The sequence below is a fragment of the Brevibacterium sp. FME37 genome, from assembly GCF_014897485.1.
Lineage (GTDB): Bacteria > Actinomycetota > Actinomycetes > Actinomycetales > Brevibacteriaceae > Brevibacterium.
Genome location: NZ_JABUYE010000015.1, coordinates 17,876 through 40,168 on the forward strand (window position 1 = coordinate 17,876; position 22,293 = coordinate 40,168).

Genomic DNA, 22,293 nt, shown 5'->3' on the forward strand with positions numbered 1-22,293 from the left:
CACGAACAAAGGAGTTCACCCCATGAAATATTGGCTCATCGGCTCATCGGCTCATCGGCTCATCGGCTCGATCCCGTTCATCGGGGTCTTCCTCCTCACCTGGCTGCCGGCCATCAACGGCCCGCACGTGTGGTTCGGCATGCCGGCGATCTTCGTCTGGCTGACATTCTTCAGCACGATCCCGGTCACGGCAGTCCTCATCTACTTCGAGAAGACCCGCCGCGACCTCGGGGGTGACGACGAATGAGCACAACAGTCGTCGTCGGTCTCCTCGGCATGATCATCATCGCGGCCTTCGGTTTCATGGGACGGCGCCGTCCGGTGAAGAACATCGAGGAATGGACCGTCGGCGGACGCAACTACGGCGTCCTCACCGCCTGGGTCCTCCAAGCGGGCGAAACCTTCACCACTTTCACCTTCCTCGGCACCGTCGGTCTCGTCGTCTCCATCGGTGCCTCGGCGTTCTACGCGATCCCCTATGTCCCCTTGGCCTATATCGCGATGTACTGGGTCGGTCCGAAGATCTGGCGCAAAGCGAAGGAGCTGGGCTACCTGACGCAGGCGGACTTCCTGCGCGGCAGCTACAACAGCCCCACCCTCGGCTGGCTGGCCGCTTTCTTCGGCATCCTCTTCCTTCTGCCCTATCTGCAGCTGCAGATCACTGGGCTGGGCATCGTCATCTCGGTCGCCACGGGCGGGGAAATCAACGAGAACTACGCGATCGTGATGGCCTTCGTCCTCGTCATCGGCTTCGTCCTGTGGTCGGGCATCCGCGGAGTCGCGCTCACGTCCTACCTCAAAGACCTGCTGATGATCGTCGTCGTCCTCGTCCTGACCTTCGTCGTGCCCTTCCACTTCCGTGGCGGTCTCGATTTCGGTGTGGAGGAGATCCTGGACTCCATGCCCGATCTGCTCTTCGTCCAGCACGGAGAGACCGGCGTCGCCTGGGTCATCTCGAGCATGGCCATCAGCATCATCGGTGTGATGTTCTACGCCCTGCCCCACACCTGGCCGGCTCTGATGTCCGGACGCAGTGAGAAGGTCGTGCGGCAGAACCTCATCTACCTGCCCATCTACAACATGCTCGCCTGTATCCCGATGCTGCTGGGCTACACCGCGATCCTCGCGTTCGGCCTCAGCCAGGATGGCGATCTGGCCATGCTGAAGATGGCAGCAGCCTCGCTGCCCGACTGGCTGACAGGCATCGTCCTCGTCGCCGCGGCATCGACGGCGATGGTTCCCGGAGCTGCGCTGCTCAACGCCATTGCGCCCTTGGCCGTGCAGAACGTGTTCATGATCAAGGGCGAGAAGAACAAGATCGCCTACAACCGGATCTTCGTCGTCGTCTTCGGCCTCGGTGCCCTCGTCCTCGCGCTGACGATTCCGAGCCTGCTGGGCATGATGCTCCTGCTGACCTACAGCGGTTCGACTCAGGTCGTCCCGGCGATCCTCGGAGCGGTGATTCCCCGGATCAAGCTGCACAAGGCGTCGGTCATCAGCGGTCTGTGCTCGGGGCTGTTCATCGTCCTGCTGTTCACCTTCTCACCGATCCACGGTCCGAACATCAACGAGGGAATCAGCGGTCTGGCCGTCAACATCGTCGTGCTGGCCGTCGTTGAGTTCGCCATCCGAGCGAACCGGCCGCGGCCCTCTGTGATACCTGAACCAGCTGAAGAAGTTGTCTGAACTCGCTTCCTTCACCACACAGCATCGGGTATCTTCTCACGGATGAGAGTGGCGGGATCATCGCGTAGCCGCCGACGTGTTTTCGGAGCGCCTGCTGTCAGCAGCGCGGACATGGCAGCGGGGAGCTCAGCCGTACCGATGTACGGTTGTCTCTCCTCTGCCGCGGCACGTTCTGCCCTCGGCATCTGTCACTGAACGAGCGTCTTGGAAAGAGCTGAGCCGATCATGGCGATCCGCCAGACTTGCTGGATGTGTTCCTGATATTGAGTGCTCGCACGCCGAGCTTGAGATTTTCCTGCGAGAGATACGCTGCGGCCTCACGGAGGATCTTGTTCTCCCGTTCTAGCTCTCGGATGAGCTTCAGCGCCGCCGCTTGAGCGCGCGACTCGTCGGGATCCCTGGCGGGTTCGAGACCGTGGTCGCGTAGCCGCGAGTCACGCACCCAGGCTTGGAGGGCCGCTTTGGAGATGCGAAGGTCGGCGCAGACCTGCTTCTGGGTCATCCTCTCGTCGAGGAGCTCGAGCGCTGACTGCTTGAACTCATCGGTGTAGATCTTTGGCATGACTTCCATCCTTCCTGGAATTTATCCAGTCGTGAAGTCAACCAAACCTTCAGCAGTCCCCATGCTCATGCCCTCGCTGGTGCTGGCAGATATAGATTCGGCGAGAGAATGGTTCAAGCAGATGATCAAGTCCGTCAATGCGGCTGCAACGACGTGAAAGCACGAATACCTTCGGTGATTGTCACCTGGCCTTGCGGCTTTGCTGTCTCGGTGCCCGCAATCAAGTCGCCTTCGTGTACATCTTCACGATCTCCCGCTTGAGGATCTTGCCGCTGGGTCCCTTCGGCAGCTCCTCTACGAACTCGATGATCCGCGGGATCTTGTAGGCGGCCAGATCCTCTCGGGCGAACCTCTCCACCTCTACAGCGTCAAGGCGGGCGCCGGGGGACAGGGCGATGACTGCGGTGACCTGTTGACCGTACTTCTCATCGGGGGTCCCGACCACGCTGGCCTGAGCGACTCCGGGGATCTCGTAGAGGACCTCTTCGACTTCGCGTGGGTAGATGTTGTACCCGCCGTGGATGATGAGATCTTTAATCCGATCGACGATGAAGAGGTACCCATCGTCATCCAACCGGCCGAGATCTCCGGTGCGGAACCACCCCTCGGCATCGAGCACCTCGGCGGTGGCTTCCGGTTTCTTCCAATAGCCGAGCATGACTGCGGGGCCGCGCAAGACCACTTCGCCGACCTCACCGGCAGGAAGCGGTGCGCCTTCGAAGTCGATGACCTTCACCTCGAACCCAGGAGTGGGGAGGCCGACGCTTCCGACCTTCCTCGTCCCGAACAGCGGGTTGAACGTTCCCAGACCGGCCGTCTCCGTCAGCCCATAACCTTCGGCAACAGGGGCAGAGAAGCGCGCTTCGAGCTTGCGGATCACCTCTCCGGCGATCGCGGCTCCGCCCGAGCTCACGAGACGCAGATGCGGGGTGTCACCAGCGGCCGCATTCGTGAGCACCGACATCCACATGGTGGGTACACCCGAGATGATCGAGACCTCGTCCTCGGCAAGCGCATTGACAAAGGCCTGCGGATCCCACCTGGGGAAGAGCGTGAGAGGAGCGCCGGCACTCAGCGCAGGCAGAGCCATATCGGCAAGTCCGAAGACATGGAACAGCGGCAGGCCAGTTGCGGACCGGTCATCCGGGGAGGTCTGCGTCATCTCCTTGACGATGTCGGTGGTGGCGATGAAGTTGCCCAGCGACAGCATGGCACCTTTTGGTTTGCCGGTGGTGCCCGAGGTGTAGAGCAGCGCGGCCAAGTCATTCCACTCGAACTGTGCACGATCGAAGTCGGCAGCTCCGTCGTCTCCCAACTCCAGGATCGGCCCTTCATTGCCGACCAGCCGCAGTGTGGCGAAGTCGATGCCTTGCTCACCTGCAGCGAGTTTCCCCGCCTCGGCCATGGCCGGATGAGCCACGAGGCGGCGTGCGTCCGAGTCCTTGAGGATGTAGACGAGCTCTCTGGCCGTCGAGAGCGGATTGACGGCCACGACCGCCAGCCCGGCAGCATGCGCGCCGAGGAACTCAATGAGGAACTCCGGGCATGACGGAGCGATGAGCACCGTCCGATCGCCTGGGCGAAGTCCTGTCGAACGGTAGCGATCGCGAGCCGCGCCGATTTCGCCGAGGAAGCGCAGCTGAGTCAGCGAGACCCGCTCCGGGCCAGGGGGAGTGCGCACTGCAATGGAGTCGGGGATCGTCTGCGCCCAGGGGATGAGCAGATCGATGATTGACGTGCGCAGGGTCGCGTCCATGAGACTCCTTTACTTGAAACTGAGTGCAGGTTCAACTATAGATGGATGTGGCCTGGCACACAATGAGGTGAGGTCACTTCGCAGAGAGGGAGACGATGGAGCTCAAAGGACGAAACGCAGTAGTCACCGGTGCAGCCGGAGGGATCGGTGCCGCAGTCGCAGCGGCCCTGCACGAGCGCGGGACGCGAGTGCTGCTCGCCGACCTCGACGAATCCGTTGCCGATACCGCGGCCACGCTGGGCCAGCGCTATTGGGTGGGGGATGTGTCCTCTGCCAGCGGCGTGGCAGAGCTGGTGAACACCGCCGAGCGTGAACTGGGTCAGGTTGATCTCTACTTCGCCAACGCCGGGATCACCGGTGTCACCGGCCTGGGCGGCGACGGTGACTGGGATCGGATCCTCGACGTCAACCTGCGCGCCCACATCCGGGCAGCCGAATTGCTTGTGCCCAAGTGGACGGCCCGTGGGGAAGGATATTTCGTCGCCACCGCCTCGGCGGCGGGATTGCTCACTCAGATCGGATCGGCCGGATACTCGGTGACCAAGCACGCAGCCCTTGCCTTCGCAGAATGGCTGTCCGTGACCTATGGCGACGAGGGGCTGCGCGTGTCCGTGCTCGCCCCCATGGGAGTGAACACGAAGATCCTGTGGGGCGAGGATCCAGGGGACGTCACCGGCACAGCCCTGACCGGACAGCGAGCAGTCGCCGAGGCGGGCAGTGTCCTTGAGCCCGCCGAGGTGGCCACGACCGTGATGGCCGCCATCGAAGCCGAGAACTTCCTCATCCTGCCCCACCCCGAGGTCCTCGACATGTACCGCATGAAGGGATCGGACTACGATCGCTGGATCCGCGGCATGCGCCGCTACCAGGCGAAGCTGCGGGAGGCGTGATCGCGTGATCCGATGGCGACGCGTGATCGTTTCACGTGGTGCGTGAGTAAGGGCAGAGCAAACGGAGCGGCAGGGATGACCCTGCCGCTCCGTAGTGAGGACTAGCTGTTGACCGCCTCGGCGATGGTGGAATTGTCCACACGCAGATGCTCGCCGGGAACGGCAGTCGGGGACTGCCTGACCGAACTCGGATTGGTCTCCTTCAGGGCGATGGCGCACCCGACCGTGATGACCGCCATGGCGCACACGAACAGGGTGATGCCCAGCGTGGAGCCATCCATTTTAGAGATCAGCCACGTCATCACGATGGGTGTTGAGCCCGACACGATGATCGCGTTGAGCTGATAGGCCAGCGACACCGAGGAGAAGCGGATCTGCGGTGCGAACAGCTCACCGAAATACGAGGCGACCGGAGCATAGACGAGCGACTGGAAGACGGCGGCAACGCTGACTGCAATCGTGAACATGGCCATGTTCGCTGCGTTGATGAGCGCGAAGTAGGGAAAAGCCCAGATCAGAATCCCGACTCCGCCGATGATGATGACCGGTCGGCGTCCGATCCTGTCGGCGAGCTTGCCGCCGAGCAGGGTCACCGGGATCGCGACGACGGTGGAGAGCATGGCTGCAATGAGCATGCTGTTGTAATCCATGCCGAGGTACGTCGTGCCGTAGGACAGGGCGCCGGCGATCGTGATGTAGAAGACGCAGTTCGTGGCCGACAGGGTGCCGGAGGCGAGCAGGATGGTCTTCCAATGCGACTTCACTGCCTGCCACAGCGGTGCACGCACGACGGCAGGTTTGTCCGCCGAGACTTCTTGTTTGAGCGCTTCGAACTCTGGGGAGTCTTCGATCTTGAGCTGGATGTACATGACAACCGGCACGAGGAGCGCTGTGGCCCAGAACGGGACCCGCCAGCCCCACGAGATGAAGGCTTCATGGCTGATGGACGTGGAGACGATGACGAAGACGAGATTGCCCAGCAAGGCTCCGCAGGGGACGCCGACCTGCATGAACGAGCCCGAGAATGCACGATGTTTGGGTCCGGCTGATTCGCTGAGCAGGAGCGCAAGGCCACCCCACTGTGCCCCACAGGCGATGCCCTGGAGGAACCGGCACGTCACCAACAGGATCGGTGCGATGAGGCCGATGCTCCCGGTCGAGGGCAGACACCCGATGGCGAACGTGAAGATCGCCATTCCCAGCAGAGAGATGACGACCATGGGTTTGCGGCCGAGCTTTCGCCGTAGTTTCCGGCGAGCAGACCGCCGATCGGGCGGGCGATGAAACCTGTGGCAAAGGTTGAGAACGACAGGAGTACGCCGTTGATGCCTTCCGCATCGGGAAAGAACACGTGTGGGAAGACGAGGGCCGCGGCGGTGCCGTAGAGGAAGAAGTCGTACCACTCGATCGATGAGCCGATGAGGCCGGCCGCGCGGAGGCGTCCGTGCTTTCCGGCGTGGGTCTTGGGGCTGCTGCGATCCAGGCTGGTGGTGGAGTTCGGGGGCATACGGAGTCCTTTGTTCGGTGAAAACTGCTCCATGGGGTGCTGCGTGGCTGGGTCGAGCTGTCACTCGAAGAAATGGGGTGTCACTCGAAGTAGTGGCGCGGATTCTTCACCAGCATCGTGTCGATGTCGTCCTCGCTGACACCGCGTTCCAGCAGGGTGGGAATGACCTCATCCGAAATGTGACGGAAATGCCAGTTGGGCTGGATTTCCATCTTCTCCTCGTGCGAGAAGTAGTCGATGTAACAGGAGGCGTCGTGGGCCAGAGTGATCTTCTCGGCATAGCCGCGGCGGACGAGTTCGACGATCGTGTCGATGCGCTTCTGTGTCGGCAGATAGACGTCGAGACCGAAGCGGTCCATGCCCAGAAACGAACCGTTGTCGGCGATCTTCATCAGATAGTCGAGATCCGTCGAATCTCCTGAGTGCCCGATGACGACCTTGTTCAGATCCGCGCCTTCCTCTTTGAGTACCCGCTGCGCGACGAGCCCGGATTCAGTGTGCGGATTCGTGTGCACGGTGATCGGGGCGCCCGTCTGCGCACTCGCCTGACCGACCGCGCGCATGGTCCGTTCTACCCCGGTGGTCAGTCCCTGCTCCTCGATGGCGCATTTGAGGAATGCCGCCTTGACCCCGGTGTCTGCGATTCCGTCCTCGATGTCACCGACGAACAGGCGAACGAGGGGCTCGGGCTCATCAATGAGGAGGCCGGGCCCGCGGACGTCGAACTGGTGCGGCAGATCGGTGTAGGTGTAGAGGCCGGTGGCCACGACAATGTTGAGATCGGTCTGCGCGGCGACCTTCTGCACGCGTGGAATGTAGCGGCCCAGCCCCACGACGGTGGGGTCGAAGATCGTGTCGATTCCTGACGTCTTGAGGTCGTTGAGTTTGGCCACAGCGTCGGCGACCTTCGCCTCCTCATCCCAGTCCGAGTCGTAGTTCTGCCGCATCTCCTCGCTGACGATGAAGATGTGTTCGTGGACCAGAGTCTTGCCGAGGCTGCTGCTGTCGACGGCGCCGGTGACGGTCTGAACTTCTGCCATAGGTGCTGCTCCTTTGCATACGTGGCTTCGCCGTGTGAGGCGTTCCGGTGCCACTTGAAGTGACGACGCTCACATGGTTAGTCTTACGTTATCGAATATGACGTCAATTTCAAGTACGGCTTCAAGCACGACTTCAAGTTCCGACATTCTGCGCTCGCCCTCACTGCGTCGCGCTCATCGAAAGGCAGACAATGACAACTCCCATCCGCCCCACCTCGATCTCCGACCTCGAAGTGCTCGTTGGCCAAGAGCTCGGCCCGACCAGCTGGCATGTGCTGGTCCAGGACGACATCAATTCTTTTGCTGACCTGACGAATGATCATCAGTGGATCCATGTCGATGAGGAGCGCGCGACGGCGGGGCCCTTCGGTGGAACGATCGGTCACGGCCTGTTCACGCTCTCGCTGGGGCCGGCCTTCATGGAGGAGCTGATGGCCTTCGACGGCTTCGCCCACAGCCTCAACTACGGATACGGGAAGGTCCGATTCCCGAATCCTCGTCCCGTGGGCTCGCGTGTGCGCATGCGTGCCACCGTCACCGAGGTGGAGCGACGTAAGACCGGCTCCGCGCAGATCACGACGACTCAGGTCTTCGAGGCTGAAGGCATCGAAAAGCCCGTCTGCGTGGCCGAATCGATCGGATTCTTCACCGAGCACGGCGCTGAGGTCTGAGAGTCGAGGCGTCGAGCGACGGGACGTCAGACTATTGAAGTTGAGGTCAAGTTCAACTATGGTCGGGACATACTCACAGACGAGAGCGACGGGCCCGAACCGTCCACCACGAACGAAGGATTCCGAATGACGACGTCACCCGCCATGAACATGTCAACACTGTTCAACCTGGAAGGACGCTGCGCACTCATCACCGGCGGTTCACGCGGCATCGGCCGAATGATCGCCGAAGGCTTCGTCCAACTCGGCGTGCGCGTCTACATCACGGCCCGCAAAGCAGAGGAATGCGACGCAGCGGCCGCCGAAATGTCTGAGCAGGGAACCTGCACCTCGATCCCCGGCGACATCTCAACGACGGAGGGACTCGCATCCGTCGTCTCCCGACTCCGCGAGCATGAGTCGACGCTGGACATCCTTGTCAACAACGCCGGAGCCGCCTGGGGTGCACCCTTCGACGAGTTCCCGGAAGACGGCTGGGACAAGGTCATGGACCTCAACCTCAAGGCATTGTTCTTCCTCACCCAGCAACTCGCCCCCGAACTGCGCGCCGCCGCTGCCAGCGGTGACCACCTCGCCAAGGTCATCAACGTCGCTTCCATCGACGGCATCCGAACGAACCCCAACGAAACGTACAGCTACCACGCCAGCAAGGCCGGGGTCATCCACCTGACCAAGCGCCTGGCCGCGCAGCTGGCACCAGAAGGCGTGATCGTCAGCGCAATCGCACCCGGAGCATTCCCCTCACGGATGAACAAAGTGGCCCGCGACCACGGAGACGAATTGCAGCAGCGCATCCCCGCCGGGCGCATCGGCGGGCCAGAAGACATGGCCGGAGTCGCGACCTATCTTGCCTCACGCGCCGGTGACTACGTCGTCGGCGACACGATCGTCGTCGATGGCGGCGTCGTCGCATCGGCCGGACTCTAGGACAAACCGAACAAGGAAGACACAACATTATGAAGGCAGTACAGCTGAACGCCACCGACGGGCCAAGCTCCCTCGCACTCGCAGACGTCGACGCCCCCACAGCCGAACCCGGCACAATCCTCATCGACGTCGCCTATGCAGGCGTGACATTCCCCGAACTGCTGCAGTCTCGCGGGCAATATCAGATGCAGCCGCCCCTTCCCTACACAATGGGGTCCGAGGTCGCTGGAACGATCCGCGAAATGGGGGAGGGGGTCACAGGCTTCTCTGTGGGTGACCGTGTCCTCGGCGTTGCCGGCACCGGAGCCTATGCCGAGGTCATGGCCGTTCCTGCCGCCAGCGTCCTGCCTCTGCCGGAGTCGGTGTCTCTGCAATCGGGCGCGGGGATGCCGATGAACCTGCTCACGGCCGACTTCGCACTGCGCGTACGAGGTCGACTTGAAGCCGGACAAAGTGTCCTCATCCATGGAGCTGCCGGCGGACTCGGCAGCGCCCTGGTCCAGGTCGCACTCGCCTACGGTGCCGAAGTCATCGCAGTCGTCTCGACTCAGGAGAAGGCGGACACGGTGGCCAACCTCGGCGCTCAGCATGTGGTCTTCGCCGATGGTTTCAAAGACTCCGTCAAGGAGATCTTCCCGCGCGGGATCGACCTGGTGGCAGACCCGGTCGGAGGGGATCGCTTCACGGACTCACTGCGGTGCCTGTCGACATTCGGCACACTCTTAGTCCTCGGTTTCACCGCGGGACAGATTCCTGAAGTAAAGGTCAACCGGCTGCTGCTGAACAACATCTCCGTGGCAGGCGTGGGCTGGGGAGCCGCTTTGGCCGGACGGCCTGAGATGGTGGCTCAGCAGTGGGAAACCCTCTGGCCCCACTTGTCTGCCGGAGACCTCAACCCTGCAATCCACACCGTCCTTCCCCTGGCGCAGGCCGGTGAAGCACTGGAGATCATCGACTCCCGCTCGGTTCGAGGCAAAGTGCTCCTCGAAGTCGGCGGCGAGGGCAACGATCCAGCCGCCTCGGCGAGCTAAGCGTCTTTCGCAGCACTGACAAATTTCGCTGTACTCAACAGAACTGACCCCACACCCGAAAGCAGGAACAATGGACTTCGCACCCGATGAAACCACCCTCGACTACCAAACCAGACTCAACGCCTTCATGGACGAATTCGTCTACCCCGCAGAGTCCGTCTACCACCGCCAGCGTGCGGAATCCGGTGATGCGAACTTCCACCCACCGGTCCTCGACGAGCTCAAACGAGAGGCGAAATCACAGGGACTGTGGAACCTGTTCCTGCCCTACGAAGGCTGGGGTGCGGGACTGACGAACCTGCAGTACGCACACCTTGCGGAGATCACAGGACGCAGCCCAGAGATCGCGCCGGAAGCTGTCAACTGCAACGCCCCAGACACCGGGAACATGGAAGTCCTCGCCCTGTTCGGCACCGATGAGCACAAGGAGAAATGGCTCAAACCGCTGTTGGCCGGCGAGATCGCCTCCGCGTTCTGCATGACAGAACCCGCCGTGGCCAGCTCCGATGCCACGAACATTGAGATGAGCATCGTTTCCGACGGCGATGACTACGTCCTCAACGGCCGGAAGTGGTTCGCCTCGAACGCACTGCACGCCAACTGCAAGGTCTTCATCGTCATGGGCAAGACCGACCCAAGCGCGGAGACCCACCGGCAGCAATCCATGCTGGTCGTGCCGAAGGACACCCCCGGCATCACCATCGTTCGCGGACTGCCGGTGTTCGGGTACATGGACCGCGAAGGCCACGCAGAGATCCTGTTCGAGAATGTGCGGGTGCCGAAGTCCGCGCTGCTCTCCGGTGAGGGAGATGGGTTCGCCATCAGCCAGGCCCGCCTGGGACCAGGCCGCATCCACCACTGCATGCGCACGATCGGCATGGCAGAACGATCCCTCGAACTGATGATCGACCGTGCCCAGCAGCGAGTCACCTTCGGACAACCGGTGGCCGATCGCGCCAACATCCAGGACTGGATCGCCGAGGCGCGCATCGAGATCGAAGCCACCCGTCTCCTCGTGCTCAAGGCGGCATGGATGATGGACACCGTGGGCAACCGGGAAGCGGCAACGGAGATCGCAGCCATCAAGGTCAAGGCCCCAGAGATGGCCCTGACCATCATCGACCGGGCCATCCAGGTTCACGGCGGCGGCGGAGTTACGGATGACTTTCCGCTGGCCGGCTTCTATGCACACCTGCGTACGCTGCGCCTGGCCGACGGACCCGACGAGGTACATAAGCGTTCGATCGCCCGCCGCGAACTGCGCCGCCGGAAGACCGCTCGGGAGGCCGGATGAGTATCGAACTCAACCTGAAAGCTCTCGCAGTCTGGATGCAGGCTGCGGGGGAGGCCGTCGTCGGTGAACTCAAGGGGATCCGAGTCGGCCAAGGCCAGTCAAACCTCACGTACCGCATCGATGACGAGGCCGGACATGCGTGGATCGCACGCCGGCCCCCGCTGGGCAGACTGTTGGCCTCGGCTCACGACGTTGCCCGCGAATATCAGATCATGTCGGCGCTGCAGGAATCAGGAGTTCCCGTTCCGACCACGATCGGTGTGTGCACGGACCCCGCCGTCGCTGACGTTCCCGTCTTCGTCATGGCCCACGTGGAGGGGATCGTCGTTGACGATGAGGAGACCGCACACTCACTGACCCCAGACGTGCGGCGGCGGCTCGGCCTCGACCTCGCACGGACATTGGCCAAGATCCACGCGGTCGACATTGATGCCGCGGGACTGGGAGACCTGGCCTCCCGGAAGCCCTATGCGCCGAGACAGCTCAAACGGTGGAGTCGGCAACTTGAGGAAAGCCGAACCCAGGACCGGCCCGACCTCGACGCCCTGACTGACCTGCTCCGCGACACCATCCCGGACTCGGATGAGATCGCCCTGGTCCACGGCGACTTCCACATCCGCAACGTCATCATCGACGAGAGCACGGGAGACATCCGAGCGGTCCTGGACTGGGAGCTCTCGACCCTGGGCGATCCGCTGGCCGATATGGGCAGCGCGCTCGCATATTGGACGCAGGCCGGTGAAATGCCGGACGGAATGTTCGCCGCCTCAGCCCTGGACGGCTTCCCGACCCGGGCAGAGATAGCTGCAGAATATCTGCGTGCCTCCGGACGCGACGGGCAGGCGTTGGCATTCTGGCATGTGCTGGGAGTGTGGAAGGTCGCCATCATCGCCGAGGGAGTCTACCGCCGGGTCCTCGACAACCCTGAGAACGCCGCCGGAACCACCCTCACCCCGGAGAACATCCAAGCCATGATCGATCACGGGTGGGACATGGCCAGAGTGAACGGGTTGGCGCCATGACTCTGCTGCGGCCCGCAGCCGCAATGTCGACGGATTGTATGATGGGCTGACCATGACGAAGACCGAAGAACAGGGTGAAGATCTCCCTGCGCTGGTGGACCCCACGCTGGCGCGTGATCTCCCGTCCACTCCTCGAGGCATCCGCACACGCGCGTCCCTGGTGGCCGCTGCCCGCACCGTGTTCGAACGCGATGGGTTCATCGATTCGCGACTGACGGACATCACGAAGGAGGCCCAGTGCTCCACAGGTACCTTCTACACGTACTTCGACAGCAAAGAAGAGGCTCTGGCTGCCGTTCTGCATGAGGCTCAAGAGGATATGCTCCACCCCGGCCCGCCGCAGGGGCACCACAAGGATCGCAGCGTCGTCGAGTCGCTCGAAGCGGGCAACCGTGCCTATGTTGAGGCGTATAAACGCAACGCCAAACTGATGCTCCTGCTCGAGCAGGTGGCCGCGGTCGACCCGAAGTTCAGGCGCCTGCGACTCGACCGTGGACGAGCCTTCGCCCAACGGAACTGCAGGTGGATCAAGAAGCTCCAAGACGAGGGTTTTGCCGATCCGAGCCTTGACCCGGTTATGTCGGCAAGCGCATTGTCGCTGATGGTCGGGCGCATGGCCTATTTCAAATACGCATTGGAAGAACCGGACTGGGGCACCGATGACCTTCTCGTGGAGACCGCAACGAAGCTGTGGGTCAACGCGCTGGGCATCCCTGCCGACGGGTCCCGCCGAACCTAGGAGTTTCCATGGCATCGTCAACGACACCGTCAACGACTTCCGAACCATCACCTGATCGGAGTACTGGCGCTCCTTTCGACAATGCTTCGGTGGCAGCCCGTCTGGCAGAGCTGCCGGCGGTTGCTGAGGCAAAAGCGCTGACGGTGACCACGTCGAGTGGACAGCTCTCGGGATTCCAGGCGATACCGGCTCATCCTGATCCGCAGCTCGGCGATGCGCTGCTGCTCCACGGGTGGCCCGAATTCGCTGCCTGTTGGGAGCAGGCCGCAGCGATTCTCCTTGACCAGGGGATGAGCGTGTTCGCCTATGACCAGCGAGGATACTCTCCTGGAGCGCGTCCCGACTCCGTCGATGAGTACACAATGCCGCACTTGGTCGCGGACCTCGATGAGATCTCACGCGCTATGGGGCTTGACCGCTTTCACCTCGTCGGCCACGACTGGGGTGGGATGGTCGCCTGGCATTACGCGGCCAACCATCCGGAGCGTCTGCTGACGAGCACCGTTGTCTCGACCCCGCACCCGATCGCCCACGCCAAGCAGGTGCAGGCGGACCCGGACCAGTACGAGCGCATGGAATACATGCGTTTGATCCAGGACCATCCGGACGGAGTTGCACGAGCTCTGCTGCGCAACGACGGTGAGCGTCTCATCGCCCTCTACGACGGTGACGTACCTGATGACATGGCGGCCTCCTACGCAGCGCGCTTGAGCGAGCCTGGAGCAATGGACTCGGTGCTGAAATACTACCAGGCGGCGGACGGTCGAGCTCGATTGTCGAGCACCCCGGTCACCGTGCCCACGACCTTCGTGTGGGGCAGTGAAGATATCGCCTTCCCTCGCGCCACTGCGGAGCGCACCGCCGAGTATGTCGAAGGGCCTTACCGATTCGTCCCCCTTGAGGGCGCTTCGCATTGGCTGCCCGAGTCTCGCGCGGAAGAGATCGCACGGGCGGTTCTTGAGCGGGTTCGGGAACACCTCGGGGAGTAGCTGTTTGCTGGGGCGGCCGTTCAAGCGGCAGGCAATCCAGGTGCTTGGTGGTAAGAGCGCAGTAGTTACGTCGCCAACCAGTATTGCGCCTACGCGAGTGGCGACATGTGGAGTCCGGAAATACAATTGGGAATTTCCCAAGTTACGGTCTAGAATTGGCCTATGAGTACCATCGGAGACAGGGTCATTGCAGTCATGCGGAAACGTGGCATGGCTCAAAAGACGCTGGCCGAACATACTCAGATGACACCCGACGGGATGTCGCGAGCGCTTCGTGGGCAGAGAGGTTTTGCCGCAGTCGAGCTTGCAGACATTGCGCGGGCTCTCGATGAAGATGTGTATTACTTGATCACGGGCGAGCCCGATCCGTCTCAGCTTGCCTTTGCTGCTCGCCACAGATTCGACCATGAGACAAAAACACGCTCAGTCGACGGTCTTGAAGAAGACAGAGAAGTCCTGACTAAGATTCAGACTGCCTTCAACCTGGCCGGGGAGCTTAGCGCAACTCCGAAATTGCCTGCGGATCCAGCGGAGTTCCGGGAGATTCTCGGCCCAGGATTCGTCGAACGATTTGCAGATAAGCTCGAAGTGCTCGGCGTGGATGTTGTCGTTCTATCGGAGCTGACTACTGCATACTCTTTCACCGTCTCCGGCCGAAAGATCATTGCCGTCAATGGTTCAGGCAATTGGTTCAATGAGAATTGGTCGATCGCCCACGAGCTTGCACATCATGCTCTTGGTCATGAAGACGTTCGTCCTTGTAGCGATAACGTCGATGTGTGTGAAGCGGAGGCTAATAACTTTGCCGCTCAATTGCTCCTCCCGGAAGAGTCAATGCGCGCATTCGATTGGCAGTCGACACTGTGCAACGACTTAGCTGACTTTCTATGGGAGTCGGGAGTGTCAACGGCGACGGTGAAAGCTCGGTTGAACAAGCTTGGCATCGTTCCATCGCATGAGATTTCGACAGCGCTCGAACTCAAGACTCAGGGCGTCCTGCGGAAGTATTGGGGCAATAGTCGACACGTACAGGGCCCGGACAAAATCACTGACCGAATGGCTCGCGCGAGTGTGCGCTGCTTTCCCACATGGTTGCGATCCGCTCACCTGCAGCGGATCGAATCCGGCAAGCTGAACAAGAGCTATCTTGCTTGGATGCTTGGTACTAATGAGGCGGAACTCGAGGTCCCCAACCCAGCTCCTATTACTCCCATTGAGGGCGATGAGTTGCTATCGCTTCTTAGATAAGGCTGTTGGATGTGGATTTAAAACCCCTGTTCTTCTTCCATGACACCAACGTCCTCATCAACTTTAGTCTTTGCAATGAGATGGACTGTCTGAAGGAAATCCTGCAGGGTAGAGGCACCTGGACAGCAACTATCCGGCGTGAGTGCGATGGTCGTGGACCGTCGAATTATGGGCTATCGGATCTTGGCTACGCGGCTGAGCTTGTGCTCGGGGACCCAACCACTTCCCTGGCTGTGGGGGATTGACCTGCTCTCGACGCCTGCTGCATTTCTGTGAGAGGCCGTTGTGACTCGGAGAGAGCAACCGAGCCGATTTCAGTGTTCCTTGCATCGATCCGTGAGTTGCCCTGACGTCCTGCGGAAGCAAGGATGTGTGCATGGATGAGTCTCGTACCGCCCTGAGCGGCCAGTTGTCCGGATGCCGCGTGGTCCTGACTGCTCAGCGGAAGGCTGAACAGTTCGCGACTGCCCTCGAACGGCACGGGGCGGAGATCGTGCATGCGCCCACACTGTCGGTCATCCCCAACGTCGATGACCCCGAACTCGTCGCACGCACCCGTGCACTCATCGGCACCCAACCCGAGGTCGTTGTGGTCACGACCGGAGTCGGTTTCAACGGCTGGGCCGAAGTCGCCGAGGCCGAAGGGCTGAGCGAACAGTGGCACGCCATGCTCGCCGGAGCCCGGATCATCGCCCGCGGTCCCAAGGCCCGCGGCGCAATCCAAGCCGCCGGGCTGACACCGGACTGGGTCGCAGAATCCGAGACCAACTCCGAGATCCAGCAGGTTCTGCTCGAACAGGGCGTGCGTGGCCTTCGGATCGCGGTACAGCACCACGGCGCTGGCGCCGATGGTCTGGACGAAGTCTTCGCCGCAGCCGGTGCCGAGGTCAGCTCGCTGGTGGTCTACCGGTGGGGTCCCGCACCAGATCCAGACGCTGTGGTGGCAGCTGTCGAACTCGTCGCGGACCGCCGTTGCGATGCCGTGGCCTTCACCTCGGCGCCCGGGGTCACCGCCTTTCTGGACGCCGCTCGTGACCAGGAGCTGCTGCCTGAGGTCGTCGCCGCGTTCACCGACAAGAACGGTGTCCTCGCCGCTGTGGTCGGCAACGTCACAGCGGCACCCCTGGTGGCGCACGGAATCGAGGCGCTGATCCCAGAGAGATTCCGCCTTGGCGCACTCGTGCGCACCCTGGTCACCGAACTCACGGCCCGCCGACGTCAGTCTTCCTCTTCTATTCGGTAGGTGAATGACCCGTGGTACTCATACACCCGGCCCAGGGCAGGGACATCAACTGTGAGACTGACCTTCTGGAGTGCCGCCTCGGCGTCGAAGCGCTCGCTCAAGGCGATCACCGGACGAATGACCTTCGGGACAGGCAGACGGATAGGTCCCAACCGCACGGTGACGCCGCGACTGCTCAGACTCAACCCATCCTCATCCGCCGCGACATCGAATGCAGCTTCTACCAGGGCCGGTCGGCCCAGCACATCGACGACTTGGCCCGACTCGGACACAGAGACGGCGTCGACCATCGTCCAGGTGCCCGACTCCAGTTTCAGCGTGCGGGCAGCAGTCTGCTGGCCGGCAACCGTTCGGTTCTCGATCCGAAACGGGACCTGGTGGTGCATCCCGGGCGCAATCACATGACGTCGTGCCAGCCACTGGAGGATCGGTCGCAGCCACCATCGTTGGGTGCCGAAGCGCTCGAAGATGCCGTCTCCAACACCGACCGAACCTGCGGGGATCGTAGCAAAGTAGCGCTGCAGCACCGGGTGCAGCTCAGACAGTTGGGAACCGAGGGCTCGCTCATACGGCGATCTCATCTCAGGGCTCATGCCTGCGAGTATATGCGGCGGCCCGGCGCGGTCTGCCACCGATCCGGGCCGCCTGACTGAGTCGACTAGCGGTAGGTGACCCGCTCCGGGGTCTGGTGGCCATGTTCGTTGAAGGAGATGAGACTGGTGCCGCTGCGGCCGGTGATGATGCGGGTGATCCCGGTGTTGACGGTCACCCGATTGAACGCCATCCACTGGTCGAAACCACCACCGAGGAGTCTGGCCGCCGTCCACGCGATCGCCCCCGCGCTGGAGACGATGATCGTCGATTCACCCGACCCCATCGACGCGCACACCTCGTCGAGGGCGCGGTCGACTCGTGTGCTGAACTGCTTGAACGTCTCCGAGTAGTCGCCATCATGCTCTCCGCTGGCCCACCGGGCTGCTCCACGTTCGAGTTCGGCTTGGAAGATCTTCGAATCCTGCTTCGCACGCGGATCGGTGTCGGTCAGCGCCCCGGTGAGCTCCCAAGCCTGATACTCGTTCCACCCGGGATCGATCTGCGCATCCAGCTGACTGCCGAGGCCTGTCTGAATGCCTTCGGCAGTCTGTCGCTGCCGCAGCATCTCTCCGTGGATGACGCGCACGGGTGAGACCTTCTGCGCTCCCAGGTGCTCGCCGGTGATGCGGCTCTGCTCCTTGCCCAGATCGGACAGTCGGTCATAGTCATCGGTGCCGAATGACGCCTGGCCATGCCGGACCAGATAAAGAACACTCATCTCTCACTCCTGCGTAGAAGATGCCAATAAAAAACGGGTTAGGCTCAGCCTGCGACTGAGCCTAACCCGTTAAGAACCTCAGCGGCGGATCGATCCACCGTCGCCTCATCCCTGCGTGTCAGGGTGAGTTGAGTCCACCGGTTCATAGCAAGTCCGCCTTCGCAGGGCGAGTTCAGGAACAACCACCATGAGTATCTCGACTCTGTCCACACCGTCAGCACCGATCGGGAATGATGGAGACATGAACAGTCCGCACCCGCGCGCTGATGGCCCGCGCCGACGTACCTTCACCCCCGATCAGAAGCTTGCCCATCTCACCGCCTACGAAGAAGCCTGCAGGCAGCAGCAGGGCGGGGCCTATCTCCGCCGCGAGGGCCTGTATTCCTCGCTGATCACCGAATGGCGCCGGCTACGAGATGCCGGCGTCTTGGATGGAAAGAAGCCCGGTCAGGCGGTCGGGAAGCCGAGCAAGGAACAGGCCGAGATCGCCAGGCTGCGCCGCGAGCTCGACCAGGCCCAGCAGCGTTTGGATCGCACCGAGACGGCATTGGAGATCATGGGAAAAGCACGCGCGCTCTTGGAAGAGACCTCCAAGAGCGAGGATACCGAGACCAAGCGCAAGAGACGCTGATGGGCGCCTACACCGCTTTGAGTGCTTGCGGGACCTCTACCCGGGCGGCATCCACACTGACCGGTATCGCCCGATCTACAGTCGCCCGCTGTGCAGCACACCCAACCATGCCCACACCACGGAGTATCGAACCGGCCAACCGACTCGACTGCGCCGAACGGGCGCGGGTCCTGGCAGTTCTCAACAGTGCTGAGTTCATCGATTCCACCCCGATGGAGGTCTTCGCCACGCTCCTCGACCGTGGCGTCTACCTGTGCTCGATCTCGACGATGTATCGCATCCTGCGAGACAACGCTCAGGTCAAAGAGCGTCGACGACAGGCCCGGCACCCGGCACGGGCGATCCCGGAACTCGTCGCCACCGGGCCAGGCCAGGTGTATACCTGGGACATCACCAAATTGCCCGGGCCCTGTCGGGGCGTGTACTACGACGCCTACGTGATGATCGATATCTACTCCCGCTACATCGTCGGCGCCCACGTCCATGCTCGTGAGTCCGGTCCCTTGGCCGAGGAGATGATGCGTGAGGTCTTCGGCATCCACGGCATCCCGGCCGTCGTCCACGCTGACCGAGGCACGTCGATGACGTCGAAGTCCGTGGCCAGGCTGCTGGCCGACCTGGAAGTGACCAGGTCGCACTCGCGACCGAAGGTCTCCAACGACAATCCCTACTCCGAAGCGTGGTTCAAGACGTTGAAATACGCCCCGGTCTTCCCCGAGCGGTTCGGGTCCCTGGGTGATGCTCGCACGTTCATGGACGAGTTCATAGACCGTTACAACCACGAACATCATCACCAGAGACTCGGTTTGCATACGCCGGCCGATGTCCACTACGGCCTCGCGGCAGCCAAGGTCGATGAACGTGCTGACGTCCTTGCCGAGGCCCGGGCTGCCCACCCTGAACGGTTCGGCTCTGGCAAGGTCCCAAAGGCACTCGACCTGCCTGAGACCGCCTGGATCAACAAACCCGAAGAATCAGTCGTCGATCAGCAAGCCGCCTAACTCCCTTTGGTCTCATTCACCTTGACAACTTCCGCGAGGCCCAGGTGGAGGCCCCTGTCGGGTCCTGAACCACAGCCGACAGCACTGTCACTTATCGAGGCCGAAGCCGACGCCTGTCAGCTCTTCGGAGACTTCCCATAGGCGACGTGCCGTGGTGAGGTCGCTGGCTGAGGAAGATCGGCCGACCAAGGTGGGGGAGCCCCGCAGCTCACCGCGCCCGTCAGGTCCGATGTAGCTCGCGCCGGGAAGATCCTGTGTTGCCGCGAAGAGCGACGGCAAGGCACCGTGTTCGCTGGTTTGGGCGAATATCCGTCCAGCAAGATTCGCCGCGGCAACGAGAACCTTCGGCTGGCCCTTGGTTCCGAGCCCCGTCGCTGCGTATCCGGGATGTGCGGCCAAGGAGCGAACGTTGGAACCGGCTTGGTGGAGTCGCCGCTGGAGCTCGAGAGAGAACAGCAGATTGGCCAACTTCGACTGCCCGTATGAGGCCGCAAATCCGTACTTGCGTTGGCGCAGCGCCAGATCATCGAAATGGATCTCGCCTGCTTTGTGGGCGCCGGAGGCAACCGTTACCACCCGGTCGCTGATGTGAGGCAGGAGGAGGTTGGTCAATGCGAAGTGGCCCAGGTGGTTCGTGCCGAACTGCAGGTCGAACCCGTCCTTGGTCTGAGCGCCGTGAACTCCGGCTACTCCCGCATTGTTGATGAGTATGTCGAGGGGGTCATCCCACGACTGGGCGAACGAACTGATCGAGGACAGGTCGGCGAGGTCGAGTTCTCGCACCTCGGTGTTCCCGCTCATCGCGCGGGCGGCCTCTCGGCCGCGCTGTACGCTGCGGACCGCCAGAACGACGTGCGCGCCCGCTCGCGCGGATGCCGCTGCTGTCGCCGCACCGACTCCACCGTTGGCTCCGGTGATCATCACCGTGCGGCCGACCATTGAGGGCATGTCAGAAGCAGTCCACCGATATTTCGCCATGGGCCGAGCCTACTCGCGATCATCGGGTGAAGAGGTCGCCGCTGCTCCGCGCTGCTCAGGGGTCGACGAATCGCGGCAGTCGAGTTTCGTGGGAACCGAAAGACGCGATTGATGTGCGAATTCCGCCGGCGCCGCGGTCTGCGCATGCGTGAGTGACCGCACTGTGATGGGGTGTTGTGCAGACCTGCGCGGCGGAGTAGAACTGGATCAATGACGGGAACTTCAGAGACAACGGCCATGTCGGCACAGCAGCGCAGGAGCCTCGCCGTGATGCTGGTGCCGATGTTCATGTCTTTGCTGAGTGTCTCCATCGTCAACGTCATCCTGCCCGATATGCAGAAGTCGATCGGGGCCTCGAATTCCGCGATCCAGTGGGTGCTCTCCGGCTACACGCTGGCCTTCGGCGTACTGCTCGTCGCAGCCGGTCGCGCCGGTGACCTCTTCGGACGGGGCAGGCTCTTCGTCGCAGGAGTGAGCGTCTTCGCCTTCGGCTCGCTCATCGCCGGCTTCGCTCCCGACCCGGTGATGCTCAACGTCGCGCGCATCGTCATGGGCATCGGCTCGGGACTGCTGAGTCCCCAGGGCGTGGGGATGCTGCAGCAGTACTTCCACGGCAAGATCCGTGGTCGTGCCTTCGGCATGTTCGGCACCATCGTCGGTGTCTCCGTCGGCATCGGGCCCGTGCTCGGCGGAGGCCTCATCGCGGTGCTCGGGGAAGAATGGGGATGGCGTTCGGCGTTCCTCATCAACGTGCCGATCGCCATTGCCGCTATCCTCCTCGGTCGGCTCTGGCTGCCGCGGAGCGCGTGGAGGGGCAGTGCTGCCGAGGCCGGCGGCGCCGACGGCGGGCGCGCCGATTTCGATCCGGTCGGCCTCGTGCTCCTGTCACTGGGCACCCTGTTCGTCATGCTTCCCTTTCTCGAACGCTCCGCCGGTGCCTGGATCTACGCTCTGGTCCCCGTGGGTGCCGTCGTCATCTGGCTGTGGGTGCGCTGGGAGGGCCGTTACGCCCGCCGAGGCGGTGCCCCGATGGTCGATATGAACCTGTTCCGCACCCGGTCATTCGCCTATGGCGCCTCCCTGACGTCGATGTATTTCGTGGGCATGCCTGGAGTCTGGGTCATCGTCGCCCTCTATCTCCAGAACGGCCTCGGATTCCCTGCGCTCGAAGCGGGACTGATGGGTCTTCCCTCGGCGCTGTTGGCAGCGGTCAGTGCCCAAGCCTCCGGTCGCGTGGTCCTCACCTTCGGGCGCAAGATGGTCGTGCTCGGAGTCGGCATCGCCATCGTCGGAGTTGTCACGTCTGCACTGATCGTCCTGGCTCACGAAGACCTGGGCATCAGCATCTGGTGGATGCTGGCGAGCCTGGGTCTGACCGGGATCGGCCAGGGCATGGCGATCAGTCCGAACCAGACACTGACCCTGGCCGATGTGCCCGTCGAATATGCGGGAAGCTCCGGTGGGGTGATGCAGACCGGGCAGCGTGTGGGTACGGCCATCGGCATCGCGATCGTCACGGCCGTGTTCTTCGTTGCCCAGGGAATGGCCGGATATGGGGTCGCGATCGTCACAGGATTCGGATTCATCGCCGCGGTCATGGTCTTCGCCGGACTCATCGGAATCGTCGACCTGGTCCGCGGGCGGGCGAAGGATCGGCAGACTGCCACAGTGGCAGGAGGCTGAGGTCCGGAACGCATTGTTCCGGGGTCGAATCCTCCCGGCTAAAGGTATTGAGAATATGCCTCCAAAACGTCGGACAACCTCGG

At 62.4% G+C, this 22,293-nt stretch carries 23 protein-coding genes; 15 read left to right on the top strand and 8 right to left on the bottom strand.

The annotated features are described in order from the left end of the window. Positions 1-22 precede the first annotated feature (22 nt). Positions 23-247: a hypothetical protein gene (locus INT29_RS15660; protein WP_193072293.1), complete on the top strand. Its 225-nt coding sequence runs from the start codon at positions 23-25 to the stop codon at positions 245-247. Continuing rightward, on the top strand, positions 244-1,686 hold the full coding sequence (locus INT29_RS15665; RefSeq protein ID WP_193072294.1) for a sodium:solute symporter family protein: 1,443 nt from the start codon (positions 244-246) through the stop codon (positions 1,684-1,686). The genes INT29_RS15660 and INT29_RS15665 overlap by 4 nt, the downstream gene beginning before the upstream one ends. Before the next feature lie 223 nt (positions 1,687-1,909). On the opposite strand, the gene INT29_RS15670 is transcribed toward INT29_RS15665, so the two are convergent. Continuing rightward, the gene (locus INT29_RS15670; protein WP_193072296.1) at positions 1,910-2,248 is read right to left on the bottom strand and encodes a transposase; all 339 of its coding nucleotides are present in this window, start codon (positions 2,246-2,248) and stop codon (positions 1,910-1,912) included. A 31-nt stretch (positions 2,249-2,279) separates the two neighbouring features. On the opposite strand from INT29_RS15670, the gene INT29_RS20465 reads away from it, so the two are divergent. Then, positions 2,280-2,405 carry a hypothetical protein gene (locus tag INT29_RS20465; protein ID WP_264298589.1) on the top strand — a complete coding sequence of 42 codons (126 nt, stop codon included), beginning with the start codon at positions 2,280-2,282 and terminating at the stop codon, positions 2,403-2,405. A 63-nt stretch (positions 2,406-2,468) separates the two neighbouring features. Here the strand turns inward: INT29_RS20465 and INT29_RS15675 are convergent, their stop codons facing one another. After that, entirely contained in the window at positions 2,469-4,004 is a 1,536-nt protein-coding gene (locus tag INT29_RS15675) for a class I adenylate-forming enzyme family protein (protein WP_193072297.1), read from the bottom strand. A gap of 95 nt (positions 4,005-4,099) precedes the next feature. Here INT29_RS15675 and INT29_RS15680 point away from each other — a divergent pair, with 95 nt between their 5' ends. Further along, a complete protein-coding gene (locus INT29_RS15680) occupies positions 4,100-4,894 on the top strand; it encodes an SDR family oxidoreductase (RefSeq protein WP_193072298.1) in 795 nt (264 codons plus the stop codon). 101 nt (positions 4,895-4,995) lie between these two features. On the opposite strand, the gene INT29_RS15685 is transcribed toward INT29_RS15680, so the two are convergent. The 3 genes from INT29_RS15685 to INT29_RS15690 form a co-directional block, all read right to left on the bottom strand. Further along, positions 4,996-6,114, bottom strand: coding sequence for an MFS transporter (locus tag INT29_RS15685; RefSeq protein ID WP_226842086.1), 1,119 nt, complete (start codon positions 6,112-6,114; stop codon positions 4,996-4,998). After that, positions 6,012-6,401, bottom strand: coding sequence for a hypothetical protein (locus INT29_RS20240; RefSeq protein WP_226842088.1), 390 nt, complete (start codon positions 6,399-6,401; stop codon positions 6,012-6,014). The genes INT29_RS15685 and INT29_RS20240 overlap by 103 nt, the downstream gene beginning before the upstream one ends. A gap of 80 nt (positions 6,402-6,481) precedes the next feature. Further along, positions 6,482-7,441 (bottom strand): phosphotriesterase, encoded by a 960-nt coding sequence (locus tag INT29_RS15690; RefSeq protein WP_101572664.1) that lies wholly within the window; start codon positions 7,439-7,441, stop codon positions 6,482-6,484. 191 nt (positions 7,442-7,632) lie between these two features. Here INT29_RS15690 and INT29_RS15695 point away from each other — a divergent pair, with 191 nt between their 5' ends. The 9 genes from INT29_RS15695 to INT29_RS15735 all read left to right on the top strand — a co-directional run bounded on the left by INT29_RS15695 (position 7,633) and on the right by INT29_RS15735 (position 16,605). Next, positions 7,633-8,112 carry a MaoC family dehydratase gene (locus INT29_RS15695; RefSeq protein WP_193072299.1) on the top strand — a complete coding sequence of 160 codons (480 nt, stop codon included), beginning with the start codon at positions 7,633-7,635 and terminating at the stop codon, positions 8,110-8,112. Between the two features lie 126 nt (positions 8,113-8,238). Then, complete coding sequence (locus INT29_RS15700; RefSeq protein ID WP_226842090.1) at positions 8,239-9,039, top strand: SDR family oxidoreductase; 801 nt, start codon at positions 8,239-8,241, stop codon at positions 9,037-9,039. 29 nt (positions 9,040-9,068) lie between these two features. Continuing rightward, the gene (locus tag INT29_RS15705) at positions 9,069-10,070 is read left to right on the top strand and encodes an NADPH:quinone oxidoreductase family protein (RefSeq protein ID WP_193072300.1); all 1,002 of its coding nucleotides are present in this window, start codon (positions 9,069-9,071) and stop codon (positions 10,068-10,070) included. Between the two features lie 70 nt (positions 10,071-10,140). After that, entirely contained in the window at positions 10,141-11,364 is a 1,224-nt protein-coding gene (locus INT29_RS15710) for an acyl-CoA dehydrogenase family protein (RefSeq protein WP_193072301.1), read from the top strand. After that, positions 11,361-12,386: a phosphotransferase family protein gene (locus INT29_RS15715; RefSeq protein ID WP_193072302.1), complete on the top strand. Its 1,026-nt coding sequence runs from the start codon at positions 11,361-11,363 to the stop codon at positions 12,384-12,386. Before INT29_RS15710 ends, INT29_RS15715 begins: the two co-directional genes overlap by 4 nt. Before the next feature lie 52 nt (positions 12,387-12,438). Continuing rightward, complete coding sequence (locus INT29_RS15720) at positions 12,439-13,125, top strand: TetR/AcrR family transcriptional regulator (protein WP_193072303.1); 687 nt, start codon at positions 12,439-12,441, stop codon at positions 13,123-13,125. A gap of 89 nt (positions 13,126-13,214) precedes the next feature. Then, a complete protein-coding gene (locus tag INT29_RS15725; protein ID WP_319020924.1) occupies positions 13,215-14,114 on the top strand; it encodes an alpha/beta hydrolase in 900 nt (299 codons plus the stop codon). A 162-nt stretch (positions 14,115-14,276) separates the two neighbouring features. Continuing rightward, positions 14,277-15,362, top strand: coding sequence for a helix-turn-helix domain-containing protein (locus INT29_RS15730; RefSeq protein ID WP_193072307.1), 1,086 nt, complete (start codon positions 14,277-14,279; stop codon positions 15,360-15,362). Between the two features lie 376 nt (positions 15,363-15,738). Then, complete coding sequence (locus INT29_RS15735) at positions 15,739-16,605, top strand: uroporphyrinogen-III synthase (protein WP_193072309.1); 867 nt, start codon at positions 15,739-15,741, stop codon at positions 16,603-16,605. Here INT29_RS15735 and INT29_RS15740 read toward each other — a convergent pair. Together INT29_RS15740 and INT29_RS15745 are read right to left on the bottom strand one after the other, a co-directional pair. Further along, positions 16,581-17,198, bottom strand: coding sequence for a DUF4166 domain-containing protein (locus INT29_RS15740; RefSeq protein WP_193072311.1), 618 nt, complete (start codon positions 17,196-17,198; stop codon positions 16,581-16,583). The genes INT29_RS15735 and INT29_RS15740 overlap by 25 nt on opposite strands. 65 nt (positions 17,199-17,263) lie before the next feature. Continuing rightward, positions 17,264-17,917 (bottom strand): histidine phosphatase family protein, encoded by a 654-nt coding sequence (locus tag INT29_RS15745; RefSeq protein WP_101572696.1) that lies wholly within the window; start codon positions 17,915-17,917, stop codon positions 17,264-17,266. Between the two features lie 241 nt (positions 17,918-18,158). Here INT29_RS15745 and INT29_RS15750 point away from each other — a divergent pair. Further along, positions 18,159-19,549 (top strand): IS3 family transposase gene (locus INT29_RS15750; RefSeq protein WP_096161367.1). Its coding sequence is split into 2 segments (ribosomal slippage): positions 18,159-18,507 and positions 18,507-19,549, totalling 1,392 coding nucleotides; the frame shifts between segments, so codons are not numbered across the junction. Between the two features lie 87 nt (positions 19,550-19,636). On the opposite strand, the gene INT29_RS15755 is transcribed toward INT29_RS15750, so the two are convergent. Beyond that, positions 19,637-20,527, bottom strand: coding sequence for an oxidoreductase (locus INT29_RS15755; protein ID WP_193072312.1), 891 nt, complete (start codon positions 20,525-20,527; stop codon positions 19,637-19,639). 210 nt (positions 20,528-20,737) lie between these two features. Here INT29_RS15755 and INT29_RS15760 point away from each other — a divergent pair, with 210 nt between their 5' ends. Then, positions 20,738-22,210 carry an MFS transporter gene (locus tag INT29_RS15760; RefSeq protein WP_193072313.1) on the top strand — a complete coding sequence of 491 codons (1,473 nt, stop codon included), beginning with the start codon at positions 20,738-20,740 and terminating at the stop codon, positions 22,208-22,210. Positions 22,211-22,293: the final 83 nt, after the last annotated feature.

Excerpts from the sequence above, each read along its gene's own strand:
- INT29_RS15660 (WP_193072293.1), top strand. The coding sequence starts at position 23 with ATGAAATATTGGCTCATCGGCTCATCGGCTCATCGGCTCATCGGCTCG.
- INT29_RS15665 (WP_193072294.1), top strand. The coding sequence starts at position 244 with ATGAGCACAACAGTCGTCGTCGGTCTCCTCGGCATGATCATCATCGCG.
- INT29_RS15670 (WP_193072296.1), bottom strand. The coding sequence starts at position 2,248 with ATGCCAAAGATCTACACCGATGAGTTCAAGCAGTCAGCGCTCGAGCTC.
- INT29_RS15675 (WP_193072297.1), bottom strand. The coding sequence starts at position 4,004 with ATGGACGCGACCCTGCGCACGTCAATCATCGATCTGCTCATCCCCTGG.
- INT29_RS15680 (WP_193072298.1), top strand. The coding sequence starts at position 4,100 with ATGGAGCTCAAAGGACGAAACGCAGTAGTCACCGGTGCAGCCGGAGGG.
- INT29_RS15685 (WP_226842086.1), bottom strand. The coding sequence starts at position 6,114 with ATGGTCGTCATCTCTCTGCTGGGAATGGCGATCTTCACGTTCGCCATC.
- INT29_RS20240 (WP_226842088.1), bottom strand. The coding sequence starts at position 6,401 with ATGCCCCCGAACTCCACCACCAGCCTGGATCGCAGCAGCCCCAAGACC.
- INT29_RS15690 (WP_101572664.1), bottom strand. The coding sequence starts at position 7,441 with ATGGCAGAAGTTCAGACCGTCACCGGCGCCGTCGACAGCAGCAGCCTC.
- INT29_RS15695 (WP_193072299.1), top strand. The coding sequence starts at position 7,633 with ATGACAACTCCCATCCGCCCCACCTCGATCTCCGACCTCGAAGTGCTC.
- INT29_RS15700 (WP_226842090.1), top strand. The coding sequence starts at position 8,239 with ATGACGACGTCACCCGCCATGAACATGTCAACACTGTTCAACCTGGAA.
- INT29_RS15705 (WP_193072300.1), top strand. The coding sequence starts at position 9,069 with ATGAAGGCAGTACAGCTGAACGCCACCGACGGGCCAAGCTCCCTCGCA.
- INT29_RS15710 (WP_193072301.1), top strand. The coding sequence starts at position 10,141 with ATGGACTTCGCACCCGATGAAACCACCCTCGACTACCAAACCAGACTC.
- INT29_RS15715 (WP_193072302.1), top strand. The coding sequence starts at position 11,361 with ATGAGTATCGAACTCAACCTGAAAGCTCTCGCAGTCTGGATGCAGGCT.
- INT29_RS15720 (WP_193072303.1), top strand. The coding sequence starts at position 12,439 with ATGACGAAGACCGAAGAACAGGGTGAAGATCTCCCTGCGCTGGTGGAC.
- INT29_RS15730 (WP_193072307.1), top strand. The coding sequence starts at position 14,277 with ATGAGTACCATCGGAGACAGGGTCATTGCAGTCATGCGGAAACGTGGC.
- INT29_RS15735 (WP_193072309.1), top strand. The coding sequence starts at position 15,739 with ATGGATGAGTCTCGTACCGCCCTGAGCGGCCAGTTGTCCGGATGCCGC.
- INT29_RS15740 (WP_193072311.1), bottom strand. The coding sequence starts at position 17,198 with ATGAGCCCTGAGATGAGATCGCCGTATGAGCGAGCCCTCGGTTCCCAA.
- INT29_RS15745 (WP_101572696.1), bottom strand. The coding sequence starts at position 17,917 with ATGAGTGTTCTTTATCTGGTCCGGCATGGCCAGGCGTCATTCGGCACC.
- INT29_RS15755 (WP_193072312.1), bottom strand. The coding sequence starts at position 20,527 with ATGGCGAAATATCGGTGGACTGCTTCTGACATGCCCTCAATGGTCGGC.
- INT29_RS15760 (WP_193072313.1), top strand. The coding sequence starts at position 20,738 with ATGACGGGAACTTCAGAGACAACGGCCATGTCGGCACAGCAGCGCAGG.